Source organism: Pseudomonas sp. R4-34-07 (assembly GCF_003852375.1).
Lineage (GTDB): Bacteria > Pseudomonadota > Gammaproteobacteria > Pseudomonadales > Pseudomonadaceae > Aquipseudomonas.
In genome coordinates, this window is sequence record NZ_CP027760.1 from 3,645,379 (window position 1) to 3,661,845 (window position 16,467).

Annotated in this window: 12 protein-coding genes; 4 read left to right on the forward strand and 8 right to left on the reverse strand. The window is 62.2% G+C overall.

Annotated features, from left to right (window positions below; translation table 11 throughout):
* The first annotated feature begins 133 nt into the window (after positions 1-133).
* Together C4J85_RS16780 and lpxH are read left to right on the forward strand one after the other, a co-directional pair.
* Entirely contained in the window at positions 134-640 is a 507-nt protein-coding gene (locus tag C4J85_RS16780; RefSeq protein WP_124410256.1) for a peptidylprolyl isomerase, read from the forward strand.
* Positions 637-1,386: a UDP-2,3-diacylglucosamine diphosphatase gene (lpxH, locus tag C4J85_RS16785; RefSeq protein WP_124410257.1), complete on the forward strand. Its 750-nt coding sequence runs from the start codon at positions 637-639 to the stop codon at positions 1,384-1,386. Before C4J85_RS16780 ends, lpxH begins: the two co-directional genes overlap by 4 nt.
* A 154-nt stretch (positions 1,387-1,540) precedes the next feature.
* Here lpxH and C4J85_RS16790 read toward each other — a convergent pair whose 3' ends face one another.
* From C4J85_RS16790 to C4J85_RS16820, 7 genes are all read right to left on the reverse strand, one after another.
* Positions 1,541-3,070, reverse strand: a complete 1,530-nt coding sequence (locus tag C4J85_RS16790; RefSeq protein ID WP_124410258.1) for a DHA2 family efflux MFS transporter permease subunit — start codon at positions 3,068-3,070, stop codon at positions 1,541-1,543.
* Positions 3,070-4,269 (reverse strand): efflux RND transporter periplasmic adaptor subunit, encoded by a 1,200-nt coding sequence (locus C4J85_RS16795; protein WP_124363341.1) that lies wholly within the window; start codon positions 4,267-4,269, stop codon positions 3,070-3,072. Before C4J85_RS16795 ends, C4J85_RS16790 begins: the two co-directional genes overlap by 1 nt.
* A 15-nt stretch (positions 4,270-4,284) precedes the next feature.
* A complete protein-coding gene (locus tag C4J85_RS16800; RefSeq protein WP_124410259.1) occupies positions 4,285-5,736 on the reverse strand; it encodes an efflux transporter outer membrane subunit in 1,452 nt (483 codons plus the stop codon).
* Positions 5,736-6,206, reverse strand: a complete 471-nt coding sequence (locus C4J85_RS16805) for a MarR family winged helix-turn-helix transcriptional regulator (protein ID WP_124371113.1) — start codon at positions 6,204-6,206, stop codon at positions 5,736-5,738. Before C4J85_RS16805 ends, C4J85_RS16800 begins: the two co-directional genes overlap by 1 nt.
* A 236-nt stretch (positions 6,207-6,442) precedes the next feature.
* Positions 6,443-10,129 carry a translocation/assembly module TamB domain-containing protein gene (locus tag C4J85_RS16810; protein ID WP_124410260.1) on the reverse strand — a complete coding sequence of 1,229 codons (3,687 nt, stop codon included), beginning with the start codon at positions 10,127-10,129 and terminating at the stop codon, positions 6,443-6,445.
* On the reverse strand, positions 10,129-11,856 hold the full coding sequence (locus C4J85_RS16815; protein ID WP_124367472.1) for an autotransporter assembly complex family protein: 1,728 nt from the start codon (positions 11,854-11,856) through the stop codon (positions 10,129-10,131). The genes C4J85_RS16810 and C4J85_RS16815 overlap by 1 nt, the downstream gene beginning before the upstream one ends.
* 64 nt (positions 11,857-11,920) lie before the next feature.
* A complete protein-coding gene (locus tag C4J85_RS16820) occupies positions 11,921-12,571 on the reverse strand; it encodes an N-acetyltransferase (protein WP_124407588.1) in 651 nt (216 codons plus the stop codon).
* A gap of 169 nt (positions 12,572-12,740) precedes the next feature.
* Here C4J85_RS16820 and xthA point away from each other — a divergent pair, with 169 nt between their 5' ends.
* Both xthA and C4J85_RS16830 read left to right on the forward strand, forming a co-directional pair.
* On the forward strand, positions 12,741-13,553 hold the full coding sequence (xthA, locus tag C4J85_RS16825; RefSeq protein WP_124410261.1) for an exodeoxyribonuclease III: 813 nt from the start codon (positions 12,741-12,743) through the stop codon (positions 13,551-13,553).
* 198 nt (positions 13,554-13,751) lie between these two features.
* On the forward strand, positions 13,752-15,083 hold the full coding sequence (locus C4J85_RS16830; RefSeq protein ID WP_124410262.1) for a substrate-binding domain-containing protein: 1,332 nt from the start codon (positions 13,752-13,754) through the stop codon (positions 15,081-15,083).
* Between the two features lie 121 nt (positions 15,084-15,204).
* Here C4J85_RS16830 and C4J85_RS16835 read toward each other — a convergent pair whose 3' ends face one another.
* Complete coding sequence (locus C4J85_RS16835) at positions 15,205-16,434, reverse strand: acyl-CoA dehydrogenase (RefSeq protein ID WP_124363349.1); 1,230 nt, start codon at positions 16,432-16,434, stop codon at positions 15,205-15,207.
* Between the last annotated feature and the right edge of the window lie 33 nt (positions 16,435-16,467).

A 16,467-nucleotide genomic window follows, 5' to 3' on the forward strand; every position in this document is an offset into this window, starting at 1 on the left:
TGTCTTGGCGGTAAAAAACCACCTCGAAATTCCTGCAGGGCACGCTAAACTGCGCGACTTGGCCGCCGTTTAGCCAGGCAGGTAAAGCGTTTATTCGCCCAACCCCACGAATTCCCTGAAAAGAGTAGTGAACATGACTCAAGTCAAACTGACCACCAACCACGGTGACATCGTCATCGAGCTGAACGCCGAGAAAGCGCCGATCACCGTCGCCAACTTCATCGAGTACGTCAAAGCCGGCCACTACGAAAACACCGTTTTCCACCGTGTCATCGGCAACTTCATGATCCAGGGCGGCGGTTTCGAGCCCGGCATGAAAGAGAAGAAAGACAAGCGTCCAAGCATCCAGAACGAAGCGGACAACGGCCTTTCCAACGACAAGTACACCGTCGCCATGGCCCGTACCATGGAGCCGCATTCGGCCTCCGCGCAGTTCTTCATCAACGTGGCCGACAACGCCTTCCTCAACCACAGCGGCAAGAACGTGCAGGGTTGGGGTTACGCGGTGTTCGGTAAAGTCACCGCAGGCACCGACGTTGTCGACAAGATCAAAAGTGTGTCGACCACCTCCAAGGCCGGCCACCAGGACGTTCCAGCCGAAGACGTGATCGTCGAGAAAGCCGAGATCATCGAAGCGTGATATTGCTGATTTCAGATTTGCATCTGGAAGAGGAGCGCCCGGACATCACCCGGGCGTTTCTGGATCTGCTCCACGGCCGCGCCCGTGGCGCCCAGGCGTTGTACATTCTGGGCGACTTCTTCGAAGCCTGGATTGGCGACGATGGGATGACACCGTTCCAGCGCTCGATCTGCGCCGCACTGCGCGAACTGAGCGACAGCGGCACCCCGATTTTCATCATGCACGGCAACCGCGATTTCCTGATCGGCAAGGCGTTCTGCAAAGCGGCAGGCGCAACGCTGCTCAAGGACCCGAGTGTCGTGCAGCTCGCCGGCGAACCCGTGCTGCTGATGCACGGCGACAGCCTCTGCACCCGCGACCTCGGCTATATGAAGCTGCGGCGCATCCTGCGCAACCCGATGGTGCTGTTCATCCTGCGCCACCTGCCCCTGCGCACCCGCCACCGGCTGGCACGCAAGCTGCGCAGTGAAAGCCGGGCGCAAACGCGCATGAAGGCCAACGACATTGTCGATGTGACCCCCGAGGAAGTGCCACGGGTCATGCAACACTTTGGCGTACGCACCCTCGTTCACGGCCACACCCACCGCCCCGCCATTCATAAGCTGCAGATTGGTGACCAGGCGGCCAGGCGCATTGTGCTGGGGGATTGGGACAAGCAAGGGTGGGCGCTGCAGGTGGATGGGCAAGGCTTTCAACTGGCGGCGTTTGACTTCGTCAACCCGCAGTTGGCATTGCCTGGCGCCTAAACGTCAAACACCACCTATTGATTTAAACAGAGATCAAAATGTGGGAGGGGGCTTGCTCCCGATAGCAGCGGGTCAGTCAGCCAATCTGTAACTGACCCACCGCTATCGGGAGCAAGCCCCCTCCCACATTGGATTGCATTCCAACCTCTGCGGGTCAATGCCCGGACGCCTCCGGCCCGGCCTTGGCGCCAAACGGCGGCTTGGCCAGCCACACCAGCAGCATCAACCCCACGAAGACCCACCCCATCAACGTGAAGTAATCCACGGTAGACATCATGTACGCCTGGCTGGTGAGAATCTGGTCCAGTTGCGCATAGGCCTTGTGCCCTGCCCCACCCAGCGCCTGCACGGCATCGCGCGTGGTCGAGTCATAGACGGTCATGTTCTCGCTCATGTAGGCATGGTGCTGGTCCGCCCGGCGAATCCAGATCCAGGTGGTCAGCGACGCCGCAAAGCTGCCGCCCAGGGTCCGCAGGAAGGTCGCCAGACCGGCGCCGTCGGCAATCTGCTGCGGCGGCAGGTCGGACATCAGGATGCTCAAGGTCGGCATGAAGAACAGCGCCACGCCGATACCCATGAACAACTGCACCAGGGCGATGTGCTGGAAATCCACCTCGTTGGTGAAGCTCGCACGCATGAAACAGCTCAAGCCCATCGCCAGGAATGACAGCCCCGCCAGCAGGCGCAGGTCGAACTTGTGCGCGTACTTGCCCACGAACGGCGACATCAGCACCGGCAGAATACCGATCGGCGCCACCGCCAAGCCGGCCCAGGTGGCGGTGTAGCCCATCTGGGTCTGCAGCCATTGCGGCAGGATCAGGTTGATGCCGAAGAAACCCGCATAGCCGCCGACCAACACAATGGTGCCGATACGGAAGTTGCGGTAGGCAAACAAGCGCAGGTTGACCACCGGGTGCTTGTCGGTCATTTCCCAGATGACGAATACCGCCAGGGCGATCACCGAAATGGCCGCACCGATGATGATGAAGTTGGACTCGAACCAATCCAGGTCATTGCCCTTGTCGAGGATGATCTGCAAGGCGCCGACGCCGACGATCAGGCTGAGCAGCCCGACGTAATCCATCGGTTGGTGGCTGGTCTGCACCGGGCGTTTCTTGAGCTGCGAACGCACCACCATCACCGCAAAGATGCCGATGGGCACGTTGATGAAGAAGATCCATGGCCAACTGTAGCTGTCGGTGATCCAGCCGCCGAGGATCGGCCCGGCAATCGGCGCCACCACCGTGACCATCGCCAGCAACGCCAGAGCCATGCCGCGCTTGGCCGGCGGGTACACCGCAATCAGCAAGGTTTGCGTCATCGGGTACAGCGGCCCGGCAACCAGGCCCTGCAGCACGCGAAAGCCGATCAACTCGGGCATCGAGGTGGAAATACCGCACAGGAACGACGCCAGCACGAACAGCAGGGTCGCCCACAGAAACAGCTTCACTTCGCCGAAGCGCCGGCTCAACCAACCGGTGAGCGGCAAGGCAATGGCGTTGCTCACCGCAAACGAAGTAATGACCCAGGTGCCCTGCTCCGAACTCACGCCCAGGTTGCCGGAAATGGTCGGCAACGCCACGTTGGCGATGGTGGTGTCGAGCACCTGCATGAAGGTCGCCAGCGACAGCCCGATGGTGGCCATCACCAGGCTGGGCGGCGTGAACGAGGCGTTATTGCTCATCAGCGTTGCGCAGCCTTGGGAGCGGCGACGCTGTTGTCATGGATCAACTGGTTGATCATGGCATCGGCTTCGGCCAATTGGCGGTCATACACGTTGGTGGTGAACGACGCCTTCTGCGGCGCCTGTTGCGCCAGCACCGGGCCGCTCTGGTCATGCAGGTCCACGTTGACCACAGTACTCAAGCCGACCCGCAACGGGTGCTTGGCCAGCTCTTCGGCGTTGATATGGATGCGCACCGGCACCCGCTGCACGATCTTGATCCAGTTGCCGGTGGCGTTCTGCGCGGGCAGCAAGGCAAACGCGCTGCCAGTGCCGGCGCCCAGGCTGTCGACGGTGCCGCTGTACTTCACATCGCTGCCGTAAATGTCCGATTCGATATCCACCGGCTGGCCGATGCGCATATCACGCAGCTGGGTTTCTTTGAAGTTGGCATCGATCCACAGCTGGTCCAGCGGAATCACCGCCATCAGCGCGGTACCCGGTTGCACGCGCTGGCCCAGTTGCACGGTGCGCTTAGCCACATAGCCTGTGACCGGTGCGATCAAGGTGCTGCGCGCATTGGCCAGGTACGCCTGGCGCAGTTGCGCGGCGGCGGCCTGCACATCCGGGTGGGACGAAATCACCGTGTCATCCACCAGGGCATTGCTGGTTTTGAGTTGCTGCTCAAGGTTGGTCAAGGCGTTTTTGGCGGCGGTCAGGCTGTCACGGGCGTGGGACAATTCTTCCTGGGAGATCGCCCCGCCCTGAGCCAGGGTCTTACGCCGGTTGTAGTTGTCCTGGGCGGTCTGCACGTCCGCTTTCTGCGCGTTGACCTGGGCTTTCATCCCATCGACGTTGCTGTACAAACCGCGAACCTGGCGCACAGTACGGGCCAGGTTGGCCTGGGCACTTTGCAGGCCGACGGCGGCGTCGTTGGGATCGAAGTTCACCAGCACCTGGCCTTCGTGGACCAGGTCGCCATCATCGGCGCCGATACTGACCACGGTGCCGGTGACCAGCGGGGTGATTTCCACCACGTTGCCATTCACGTAGGCGTCATCGGTGCTTTCGTTGAAGCGCCCGTAGAACTCGTACCAGGCCCAGACGCCGACGACGCCAAGGATGACGATCAGCGCCAGGCCGATCAGCATGACTTTGCGTTTGCGCGGGTTGTTGTCTTTGGTTTGTTCGGGTGCGGTGTTGCTGTCGGCAGTGGCCATGACAAATACCTCAAATTATTCCGTGCGGTTGGCTGGGGTGGTCGCGGCCACGTTGCTGGCGTTGAACCCGCCACCCAGGGCCTGCATCAATTGAATCGACAGATCGATCTGCGCAGCATTCAAGGTCGCCAACTGACGCTGGGCCTGCAGCAATTGCTGCTCGATGCTGAGCACATCCAGATAGTTACCGATGCCTGAGCTGTAGCGCTGCACACCGGTGTCGTAAGACTGCTGGGCGATGTCGGCGGCGTGTTGCTGCGCCTGGATCTGCCGCCCGGTGTCGCGCAGTTGCGACAGGGTGCTGCCGATATCGCCCAGGGCTTGCACCAGGGTTTTGTTGTACTGGGCCACGGCCAGGTCGTAATCGGCGTCGCGGGCGTCGAGGTCGGCGCGCAGGCGGCCACCGTCGAAGATCGGCAGCGATATCGTCGGCGCGATATTGAAGAAGCGACTGGCCGAACCGAACATGGCGTCGCCCAACAACGATTCGGCGCCGGCGCTCGCACTCAGGTTGAGGTTGGGGTAGAAACGGGTCTTGCTGGCGGTGATGTCCTTGCTCGCAGCTTCCACCCGCCAGCGCGCGGCGACCAGGTCCGGGCGCCGGCCGAGCAGCTCGGCGGGCAACACCGACGGCACGGCGACCGCCGTGGGTTTCAATACATTCGGGCGCGCCAGTTCGTTGCCACGGTCCGGGCCTTTACCGAGCAGCACGGCCAGGGCGATCTTGGCGCTTTGCAGTTGTTTTTCCGCATCGATCAACTGCGACTGGGAGCTGGCTTCCAGGCTTTCGGTTTGCTGGTATTGGTATTCGCTGTCGATGCCGGAACTCAGGCGGCGCTTGCTCAGGTCGAGCATCTGGCGGGTGCGCTTGAGGTCGTCGGCAGCCAGGTCACGCACGATATGCGCCTGGCCCAGATCGCTGTAGGCCTTGGCGACGTTGGCGGCCAGGGTCAGGCGCGCGGCCTGCTGGTCGACTTCGGCGGCGCGGGCCTGGCCCAGGGCGGCTTCCCAGGCGGCGCGCTGGCCGCCCCACAGGTCGAAGTTGTAATTGAAGCTGGCGCCGATGTTGCGCACCGTCGAATAGGCATCGCCCTCCCCGCGCGGGTCCTGGTCCTTGGCCAGCCGCGAACGGCTGACACCAGCGCTGGCATCCACGGTGGGCATGCGCGCGGCGTTGGCGGCATAGGCCGCAGCTTCGGCCTGGTGCGCACGGGCACTGGCGACCTGCATGTCGGGGCTGTGTTGCAGGGCCTCCTGGATCAGGCCGTCGAGCTGTGGGTCGCCGAGGCTTTTCCACCAGTCGGCGGCCGGCCAGGCGGCGCTGGAAAGGCTCACACTGCTCAGGGATTTGCCGGTGTGCAAGCTATTGGCGTCGAGGCGTTTGCCTTGGGTATCAAGGCCGCTGTAGTTGGCACAACCGGCCAACGTCATCGCCATCAGCACCAGACTGAATGCGCGTGTGTTCATCATTGTCCTACCCGCTGAAGGGTGATGGGATCACCCGCAGCTATCAGAATTTTCTTGAGGATCCGCTCCAAGGTTTCCAGCTCGCCCGCCTCAAGCACACCGGCCAGTTGGTTAAGGGCCTGGGCACCGATCTGCGGCAGCATGTCTGCCAGGCGCTGGCCGTCGGCGGTGAGCACCAACTGCACCTGGCGGCGGTCCAGGTCGGAACGCTTGCGGCTGAGCAGCTTTTTCTGCTCCAGCCGGTCGAGCATGCGCGTCATCGAGCCGCTGTCCAGGGACAGGTTGCGACATAGCTCGGCCGGTGTGTCGACACCGAACTGGGCCATGATGATCAACACCTTGAACTGCGCGGCGGTAATGCCGTGGGGTTCCATATGGGTGTCGATGATGCGGTCCTTGAGGATCGCAGCGCGGCCCAGCAACAGCCCGAGATGGCAGTTGTGGAAGTTTTCAGGGGTGAAATGCGGCATCGGAAGTCACCTTATTACTGCCTAGGCAGTGAATGTGTGACGAGATATTACTGCTTAGGCAGCGAATGTCAAATGGAATAGTTAGGTTGCTTGGTAATCACATGAAAACTTGAGTGAAATACATACCAATGTGGGAGGGGGCTTGCTCCCGATAGCGGTGGGTCAGGTACAGATTAGCTGACTGACACACTGCTATCGGGAGCAAGCCCCCTCCCACATTTTTGACCACGCGGTGTTTAGAAATCGCGCTTGTAGAAGATGTCCAGCGAACTGGCGACGCCCGTGGCTACTTCCAGGTACACCTTCTTGCTCAGCAGGTAGCGCAACGCGATGGTGTTGGCCGGTTCGAACACCCCAACCCCGTAACGCAGGCTGAGTTTTTCGTTGATCTTGCCGCTGGCCACCACCGCCGTGCTGTTGCCGCTGCCTTGGGTATCCAGGTCGAAATCCTGGATGCCCAACTTGGTGGCGATGTCCGAGGTCACTCCGGCGCTGCCCATCAGGCCCAGGCCCAGGGCGGCTTCGGCGAGCATGTTGTTGTCTTCACCGTTGTTGGTGCGCGAACGCCCCAGCACCAGGTAGGACAACGCGTCTTCCTGGGCCATGGCGGGCTCGGAGAAGATCTGCGTGGTCGGCTGCTCGGCGCTGCCGCTCAACCGAATGCCGGCGGTGACCGTGCGGGAGGACTCGGTGGTCACGCGTACCGCCTCGATATCCAGGAACGGCTGATCCAACGGCCCGGCGAACAACAGGCGCGCACGGCGCACATTCAGGCGCTGGCCGTAGGCCCGGTAACGGCCATCGTTGAGCCACAGTTCGCCACGGGTGTCCATGTTGTCGCCGATATGCACATGGCCTTGCACTTTGGCGGTGAGGCCGAAGCCGGCGAAGTTGAGTTGGTCTTCGCCCACTTCCACGTCGATATCCATGGCCATCGCCATCGGCGGCTTGCCCTCTTCGGTCTGGCTGCCGACGATCACCGTGTCATCGGACACCTTGACCGTCGACGGCGGCAGCTCGCGCACGGTGATATCGCCGCGCGGGATGTGCACCTTGCCGGCAATCGCCAGCTTGTCGTCCTTGAGGCTGATCTTCAGGTCGGGCGCCACTTCCAGTACGGCATAGGGCTCGACCGTCACCGGCAGTTGCGAACCCTTGAGGCTCAGGTCCACCACCAGCGCGCGGCCCCAGTCGATCTGGCCCTTGAGACTGCCCTGCCCGGCCTTGCCACTGTGCCAGGCGCCATTGAGCTGCACGCTTTCGCCGGCAATCAGCGCTTGCACGTTCAGGCCTTCCAGGCTCACTGGCAGCTCGGGCCCGGAGATTTCGCCATCGACCAGATTGACGCTGCCGTTGACCTGGGGTGCGAGCAAGCCGCCGGAAATCCGCCCGTTGCCATTGAGCTTGCCGCTGAGTTTTTCCACCATCGGCACAAACGGCCGGGCTACCGCCAGGTCCAGCCCGGTGAGACTGAAATTGCCGGTGATCGGCTTGTTGGCCGGCAGCGGATTGATCTGCGCCTGCAACAGCAACTCGCCGAGCTTGCCGCCACGGAAGTTCAACTGGGTGTCGATGCGCTTGGGGTTGAGGGTGGTTTCCAGCTTGAGGGTGTCGTACGGGAAATCCAGCCACTGGTGCTTGTCCTTGACGCGCAGGGTGCCGCCACCCGCGTCCACCGACACCACGCCTTTGGGGCCGCTGGCCGGCAGATCGAGCTGCACGTCAGCATTGAGCCTGCCCTGCCAGGCGAAGTCTTTGGGCAAAAAGGCCGCGAGGCTGTCGAGGGGGAATTGCTTGAGGTGGTAACGCAGCTTCGGCTCGGGCATCAGGCGCTGGTCTTCGCCGCACAGGCTGGCGCCACCGGACACCCAGCAATGGGCGGCAAAGGTCAGCTTGCCATCGGCCAGGCGCTCGATTTTCGCCGGGGCTTGCAGCCTCCAGTCCTGGCCACCCGCTTGCACGTCACCATTGGCCAGGCGCCCGCGCCAGTTGCCTTTATCGAGGTTGCCGTCCAGGGCCAGGGCCAGCTTGAGCAAAGGACCGGCCAGATCCAGCTGGACCTTCTGGCTCTTGATATCACCCTGGGCGCTGGCGGTGAGGGTACCGACCTGGGTCTCGCCGCTCTGGATGCCGCTGCCCTTGAGGTCGATCCTGGCGCGCTGGGCGCTGTCCAGTGTCGCGTCGAGGCTGAGGTTTTGCAGGCGATTGTCGGCCAATGCCAGTTGCTGGCCCTTGAGGTTGAGCTTGCCTTGCGGCGCCTTCAAAGTGCCGGTGACATCGACGCGGCCGTTGATCTGCCCACGCAGTTGCGGCCAGAGCTGGGCCAGGCGGGCCAGCTTGATGTCGATCTGCCCGGCCAGGCGTTGCTGCAGGCTACCGCTGCCGTTGATGCGGTTGTCGCCTAAGCGGATGTCCAGGTTGGCGAGGGTCCATTGTTCGCCCGCGCCTTCGGCCTTGGCGGCCAGCACGGCGGTTTGCCCGCGCAGACGGCCCTTGAGGTCGAGGTCGGCGTTGAGCTTGAGTTGCCCGTTTCTGAATTCGCCTTTGCTGCGCAGCGCCCCAGCCAGGGTGCCGGGCAATTCGGCGACCCAATAGGCCGGGTTCAACGCGGTCAAATCCAACGCGGTGTCCCAGGCGATGCCGTCCGCGAACTGTACGTTCAAACGGCCTTCGGCCTTGCCCTGGCCGGCCGTCAGCTTCAGCTCGGGCAGGAAGATTTGCTTGAGGTCGCCACTGAACGGTGTAACCACGTTGAACTTGCCCGCCGGGCCGTCGAGATCGGCCTTGAGGTTGCCCAGGTAGTTGCCGTCTTTATAGGAAACTTCACCGTTGAAGGTGCGCAAGGTCACCTGCGGTTCGTCGATCAGCGGGTACAAACGATGCCAGGGGAAGTCCAGCCAGGCGACCTTGGCATCGGCACTGAAGCCTTGTTGCCAGTCCAGGTTGGCGCTGAGCTTGAGGCTTTGCTGGTCGCCGGCTGTCAGGTCCAGGCCGGCGATCTGTGCGCCCTTGGCGTCGACCTTGCCTTGCAGCAGCAGGTCCACCGGGCCTTTTTCCGCCGGCAGTACCGCTTTGCCCAGCAATTGGTAACCGTGTTTCAGGTCGCCCTCGGCGCTCAGGTCCAATTGATTGAGTTGCAGGGTGTCGGGCAGGTCGGCGCTGGGTTTGAAGGCGTCTGCGGTGATGCGCAATTGCGCCGGCAGATTGTCCACCAGCGGCTGCAACTCGCCACTGAGCTTGGCCGGCAGATAGCCGCTGCTGTCGGCGTCGAGCTTGAGGGTCTTGAGCAAGTCGCCATCGACCTTGAGGGCCACCGTCCAAGGTGCGCCGCCCGGCGCGTAAGGCAGGCTGAGATTACCGCTGGCCGTCAAAGGCCAATCGCCGACGGGTTGCAGCAGGCCGGCGAGGTCCAGCACCAGGCCGTCCCGTTGCAGGTGCACGGCGTCGATCTGCATACCTGCGGAGGTCCAGTGCGCCGCCAGTTGCAGGCCCTTGAGTTCTTCACTGCCGTTGAACAACAGGCTACCGACGCGAACGTCGCCCAACTGGATGGCCAGCGGCAGTTTCAGGTCGGGCAACGCGATGGGCCCGCTGCTGCTCGCTTCGGCGCTGGGGGGAAATTGCAGGCTGACCCGCTCCACATCCAGGCGATCGATACACAGGGTCATACGCAACAGGCACCCCGGCGACCACTCAAACGTGGGCGCATCAAGTTCGACGCGGCTGCTGTCTTGCTGCCATAGCAGGTGATCGGCGCTCCACTGTCCGCTCAGGCGCCCCTGGAAGTTTTCCAGGCTCAAACCCGGCACCTGGCCCAGTGTCCAGCGACTGCCCGCCTGGGTTCCCAATACCGACCACAGCGCCAGGACCACCACGGCGAGGATGGCCATCAGGACCAGCCCCGCTATTTTCAAACCACGCATCACAGCTCAGGCCCCATGGAAAAGTGCAATCGAATGCCGCCCGGATCTTCCAGGGCATGGGCCAGGTCGAGGCGGATCGGGCCAACCGGCGAGACCCAGCGCACGCCCACACCCACACCGGTTTTCAGGCTGGGCATTTCCAGGGTATTGAACGAGTTGCCCTGGTCGATAAACGTCGCGATCCGCCATTTGTCGGCGATGGAATATTGATACTCGGCACTCAGCGCCACCATATAGCGGCCGCCGATGCGGTCACCGCGATCGTTTTCCGGTGACAGGGTCTGGTATTCATAGCCGCGCACGCTCTGGTCGCCACCGGCAAAGAAGCGCAGCGACGGCGGCACCGACTTGTAGCCGTTGGTGGCACTGCCGCCCACCTGCGCGCGGCCCAGGAACCGGTGGTTATCCCACAAGGTGGTCAAGCCCTTGATCGTGGCCGTGCCGTACAGCAGATTGGTGTCGGAACCGAGCCCTTCCTTGGCGACCTTGCTGTCGAACATCAGGCGATAACCGTTGTGCGGATCGATGCGATTGTCGCTGCGCAGGTAGGAGTAGCTGATCCCCGGCATCACCAGGTTGCTCAGGCCCGAGTCATTGCCCAGGCGGTACTCTTCACGCTGGTATTTGAGCGAGATAACCCGTGTCCAGCCACTGGGCAATTTACTGTGCCATTCGGGCCCGACGGTGAGCAGCTTGCTCAGGGTGTCGGTGTTGGCCAGCTCTTCATTCTGGTAACCGCCGGCGAAGCGCAATTTGTCGGTGAGCGGTGGGTCGAGCGGAACGTCATACCACAGGCCGACGTTCTGCCGTGGCGCCGAAAGCTCGGCCTCCCAGCCATAACTGTGGCCCTGGGGATTGACCCAGTGCCGCGTCCAGTTGGCCTTGCCGCGCGGGCCGACGTCCGTCGAAAAACCCAGGCCCAGGCCCATCGTGCGTGGCTTGCGCGTGTCCAGTTGCACGGCCACCGGAATTACGTCGTTGGTCGAGGCCGTGGGGCTGGCGTCCACGCGCACGCTGTCGAAGAAGCCACTGCCTTGCAGGTTCTGGTTGAGTTCGGCGATCAGTTCGGAGTCGTAAGGGGTGCCACTTTCAAAGGGCACCATGCGTTGCAGCAGTTCTTCATCGAATGGAGTGTCGCCGCTAAAGCTGACCTTGCCCATGCTGTAGCGTGGGCCGCTGTCGTAAACCAGCTCGATATCGGCGACGCCTGCCTGGGGATCGACGGAGAGTGTCTGACGCGTAAAGCGCCCGCTGAAAAAGCCGTAGCGCGAGGCCTGGTTCTGGATCAGACGCTTGGCATCATCGTAATGGCCGTGGTTGAGCACCGCGCCGGGCTTGAGATCGTCACTGGCAGGCACGCGAAACGCCTTGAGGTTCGCCGCCGGGCCGTCGACCCGCAGGGTGACGTTGCGCAAATGCACGGGCTCGCCGGGGTCGATGGTGAGAATCAGGCGCGGGTTCTTGCCGCCCTGCACATCGCTGGCGATCTGTGGCTGATAGAAGCCCAGGGCCTGGGCCGCTTTGCGCGCCTGCTCCTCGGCGCCACGGCTGAACCGCAGCAGCGCTTCTTCATCACGATCGCCCACCCCGCCGATGTAGCCTTCGATGTTGGCTTTCAGCGCGTCGTTAGAGGGCTTGATCCGCACGTCCAATTCGCTTTGCGCCCATGCGCCGCAGCTTGTGAACAGCAGGATCAAGCCGCTGGTAAATCTTCCTGGAAACTTCATAGGCGCGGATGCTACACGAGCGAGAGAGGAACTTTGAACCCGGATTTGTCTGAATAATCCTGTCTCAAGTCGCTGCAGCACTTAACGGCTGGGGGTTGGGATGGAAAAACACATGCTCCAGTACAGGTCCTACGGCAATTTCACCGATTTCCTCATAGCCCTGGCGCTTATAGAACTCCAGGTAACGGGAATTGCCCGTGTCGAGCACCACGCCCGATGAGTGCGGGTCTTCGGCGCACCAATTGTGAACCGCTTCAAGCAATTGTTCGCCGTAGTGGTGGCCCTGCAATTGCGGGTGAATGCCCAGCAATGGCAACACATGCACCGACTCGCTGGGCAGGCACGCCAGGACGGCCTGATGGTATTCAAGATAACGCCGCGTGCCGCGTACTCCGGTGCTCAGCCACATGCGGATTTGCCAGGCCCAGCTCTCGGTGATGCCCAGGCGCCGTTGCGGCGGGGCGATCAGGGCAACGCCGACCAGACGGTCGTCGACGAACAGGCCAATGGCCGGAAGCTTCTGGAAAAAATGCTGCTTGACCAGCTCGCGCACGGTGGCGCGCACCCGCTGTTCATAACCGGGGCGCTCGGCTTCGAAGATGTAGGCGAAGGTCGGTTCGTGACGGTAGGCCTGGTACAGCAGGGAACGCGCTTCGCGGGAATAGCCGCTATTGAGCACACGGATTTCGGCAGCGGCCGTCGAAGTGTCAGGCATAACAGTCAATCTCCTGGACGCCACTCAAAAAGGTGGCGTTCTTATGGGTACGAACCTGCGCAGCGCCAGTCGTTCCCAGACATTAGCAGTGCATACGCCCTACCGCCACGCTGGCCCCCGTCCGACTTGTCGGCTAGCATCGCCCTTTTGCCAGACTGGACCGCCGACCATGAAAATCGTCTCCTTCAATATCAACGGGCTGCGTGCCCGCCCTCATCAGCTGGCGGCGCTGATTGAAAAGCATCAACCGGATGTCATCGGCCTGCAGGAAACCAAGGTCCACGATGACCAGTTCCCGTTGGCCGAAGTCCAGGCGCTGGGCTATCACGTTTATTACCATGGCCAGAAAGGCCATTACGGCGTGGCCCTGCTGTCGCGCAAAGAGGCGTTGAGCCTGCACAAAGGCTTTGCCAGCGATGAAGAAGACGCCCAGCGCCGTTTCATCTGGGGCACCTTCGCCGACGAGAACGGCCACCCGGTCACTGTCATGAACGGCTACTTTCCCCAAGGCGAAAGCCGTGACCACCCCACCAAATTCCCGGCCAAGCAGCGTTTCTATGAAGACCTGCAACAGCTGTTGGAGAGCCAGTTCAGCAATGACCAGGCACTGGTGGTGATGGGCGACGTGAATATTTCCCCGCAGGACTGCGACATCGGCATCGGCGCCGACAATGCCAAACGCTGGCTGAAAACCGGCAAGTGCAGCTTCCTGCCGGAAGAGCGCGAATGGATGGCCCGTCTGAAAAACTGGGGCCTGGTGGACAGCTTCCGGCACTTGAACCCTGAGGTGACCGACCGCTTCAGCTGGTTCGATTACCGCAGCCGTGGCTTTGAGGATGAGCCCAAGCGCGGGCTGCGCATCGACGTGATCATGGCCTCCAACGGCCTGGTGCCTCGGCTCAAGGACGCGGGAGTGGATTACGATTTGCGCGCGTTGGAAAAACCGTCGGACCATGCGCCGATCTGGTTGGAGCTGAGCTGATTTCTCTGACTCTACTCGGTCAATGTGGGAGGGGGCTTGCTCCCGATAGCAGTGTGTCAGCCAGCTGATCTGTAGCTGATACACCGCCATCGGGAGCAAGCCCCCTCCCACATTTTGCCCCATGGTGTGTCAGTCACATTGCTGCAATCCAACTGACTTAATCTCGCGGCACTCCCTTTGGCTGACGAAGGTGTCGGCATGATGCTGCGCGTTCTATTACTGCTGGCCCTTTTCCCTTTCTTCGCAGTGTCCGCCCCGCTGCCCCTGCCTGACCAAGGCCCGGCATTGCGTATCCAGGGCTCCAACACCATTGGCGCGGGTTTGGTCCCGGCATTGGTCAGGGGCTTGATGGAGCAGCAGGGTTTGCAAGGCGTGCAGAGCGAACCCGCCGAGAGCGCCAATGAACAGCGTGTGACCGGCAAGACCCATGAGGGCAAGACCGTGAGGGTCGACGTCGCCGCCCATGGTTCCAGCACCGGGTTTGCCGCGCTGAAAAACCACAGCGCTGACTTGGCCGCCTCGTCCCGCCCGATCAAGGACAGCGAACGGCTAGACCTCGCGCCCCTCGGCGACCTGAAAAGCCCCGGCGCCGAACACGTGATTGCCATTGATGGCCTGGCGATCATCCTTAACCCGCGTAATCCGCTGAACAGCCTCAACACCGAGCAACTGGCGCAGATTTTCAATGGCGAGATCAGCACCTGGGAAACACTCGGCGGCAGTGGCGCAGCTATTCATCTGTATGCGCGGGACGATCAGTCCGGCACCTATGACACTTTCAAGGAGCTGGTGCTGAACCGACGCGGCAAACCGCTGGCCGCGTCAGCCCAGCGTTTCGAGTCCAGCGAAGCGTTGTCCGATGCGGTCAGCCAAGACCCCCAAGGCATCGGTTTCATCGGCCTGCCCTACGTCCGCCAAGCCAAGGCCGTGGCGATTGTCGATGGCGACTCGCAACCGATGCCGGCGCTGAACAGCCTGATCGCCACCGAGGATTACCCGCTGTCACGGCGGCTGTACTTTTATCTGCCACCGGCGACGCGTAATCCTTGGGCCAAAGCCTTGGTGGACTTTGCCCAGAGCGATCAGGGCCAGGCGATCGTGGCGGCCAACGGCTTTGTAGCCCAGCACGTGCAGGCGATTGGCGTAGCCCCACGCGCCTCGATGCCCGAGGCGTATCAGGCGATTGCGCGCAACGCCCAGCGCTTGACGGTGAATTTTCGCTTCGAGGAAGGCAGCGCCAGCCTGGACAACAAGGCGCGCCAGGATGTGCAGCGGGTGGTGGCGTATCTGCAAAGCCACGACAAACTGCACAAGCAGGTGACGCTGGTGGGCTTCGGCGATGCCAAGAATGATCCGCAGCGGGCGGCCTTGCTGTCCAAGTTGCGGGCCATGGCGGTACGCAGGGAACTGGTGAAAAGCGGCGTGGTGCTGCGCGATATTCGCGGGTTTGGCGCGCAGATGCCGGTGGCGGCAAATACCGAGGATGAGGGACGGATCAAGAATCGGCGGGTGGAGGTTTGGGTGTACTGAATCTTGGGGTTTGTGGTGCTTGGACTGGCCTCATCGGGAGCAAGCCCCCTCCCACATTTTGACTGTATTCACAAATCTAAGTGTGGGAGGGGGCTTGCTCCCGATGGCAGGCGACGCGGTGCTACTGCCCGCCGCGCATCAACTCCTTGGGCACATACTTGCCAATCTCGAACTTGCCGATCGCCGCGCGGTGCACTTCGTCCGGGCCGTCGGCCAGGCGCAGGGTGCGTTGCATGGCGTACATATAGGCCAGCGGGAAGTCATTGGACACACCGGCACCGCCGTGAATCTGGATCGCACGGTCGATCACCTTCAGCGCCACGTTCGGCGCGACCACCTTGATCTGGGCGATTTCGCTTTTCGCGACTTTATTGCCCACGGTGTCCATCATGTACGCCGCTTTCAAGGTCAGCAGCCGCGCCATATCAATCTCCATGCGCGAGTCGGCGATCTTGTCGATATTGCCCCCCAGGCGCGCCAGCGGCTTGCCGAATGCGCTGCGGCTGACCGAGCGCTTGCACATCAATTCCAACGCGCGCTCAGCCATGCCGATGGAGCGCATGCAGTGGTGGATACGGCCAGGGCCGAGGCGGCCCTGGGCGATCTCAAACCCACGACCTTCACCCAGCAGTACGTTTTCGTACGGCACGCGCACGTTGTCGAACAGCACTTCGGCGTGACCGTGGGGCGCGTCGTCGTAGCCGAACACCGGCAGCGGGCGCAGGATTTTTACGCCGGGGGTGTCCACCGGCACCAGGATCATCGAATGCTGTTGGTGGCGTGGCGCATCCGGGTTGCTCAGGCCCATGAAGATCAGGATCTTGCAGCGCGGGTCGCAGGCGCCGGAGGTCCACCACTTCTTGCCGTTGATCACCCATTCATCGCCCTGGCGTTCGGCGCGGGCGGCCATGTTGGTAGCGTCCGAGGAGGCCACGTCCGGCTCGGTCATGGCGAAGGCGGAACGAATCTCACCGCGCAGCAGCGGTTCAAGCCAGCGTTGTTTCTGCTCTTCATTGGCGTAGCGCACCAGCACTTCCATGTTGCCGGTGTCGGGGGCGGAGCAATTGAACGGTTCCGGGCCCAACAGCGAGCGGCCCATGATTTCGGCCAGCGGTGCGTATTCGAGGTTGCTCAGGCCGGCGCCCAGCTCGGATTCCGGCAGGAACAGGTTCCACAACCCTTCGGCTTTGGCCCGGGCTTTGAGTTCTTCCATGATCGCGGTGGGCTGCCAGCGGTCACCTTCGCTGACCTGGCGTTCGAACACCGGCTCGGCCGGGTAGACGTAAGCGTCCATGAATGCGCTGACGCGTTCACGCAGTTCCTGAACCTTGGGCGAATAGGCGAAATCCATGAGCAGCTCCCTTCTCTGAGAGGTTGTTTAAGT

What these genes read in the sequence shown, in the direction of transcription:
- C4J85_RS16780 (WP_124410256.1), top strand. Translation starts at nt 134, where the DNA reads ATGACTCAAGTCAAACTGACCACCAACCACGGTGACATCGTCATCGAG.
- C4J85_RS16790 (WP_124410258.1), bottom strand. Translation starts at nt 3,070, where the DNA reads ATGAGCAATAACGCCTCGTTCACGCCGCCCAGCCTGGTGATGGCCACC.
- C4J85_RS16795 (WP_124363341.1), bottom strand. Translation starts at nt 4,269, where the DNA reads ATGGCCACTGCCGACAGCAACACCGCACCCGAACAAACCAAAGACAAC.
- C4J85_RS16800 (WP_124410259.1), bottom strand. Translation starts at nt 5,736, where the DNA reads ATGAACACACGCGCATTCAGTCTGGTGCTGATGGCGATGACGTTGGCC.
- C4J85_RS16805 (WP_124371113.1), bottom strand. Translation starts at nt 6,206, where the DNA reads ATGCCGCATTTCACCCCTGAAAACTTCCACAACTGCCATCTCGGGCTG.
- C4J85_RS16810 (WP_124410260.1), bottom strand. Translation starts at nt 10,129, where the DNA reads ATGCGTGGTTTGAAAATAGCGGGGCTGGTCCTGATGGCCATCCTCGCC.
- C4J85_RS16815 (WP_124367472.1), bottom strand. Translation starts at nt 11,856, where the DNA reads ATGAAGTTTCCAGGAAGATTTACCAGCGGCTTGATCCTGCTGTTCACA.
- C4J85_RS16820 (WP_124407588.1), bottom strand. Translation starts at nt 12,571, where the DNA reads ATGCCTGACACTTCGACGGCCGCTGCCGAAATCCGTGTGCTCAATAGC.
- xthA (WP_124410261.1), top strand. Translation starts at nt 12,741, where the DNA reads ATGAAAATCGTCTCCTTCAATATCAACGGGCTGCGTGCCCGCCCTCAT.
- C4J85_RS16830 (WP_124410262.1), top strand. Translation starts at nt 13,752, where the DNA reads ATGATGCTGCGCGTTCTATTACTGCTGGCCCTTTTCCCTTTCTTCGCA.
- C4J85_RS16835 (WP_124363349.1), bottom strand. Translation starts at nt 16,434, where the DNA reads ATGGATTTCGCCTATTCGCCCAAGGTTCAGGAACTGCGTGAACGCGTC.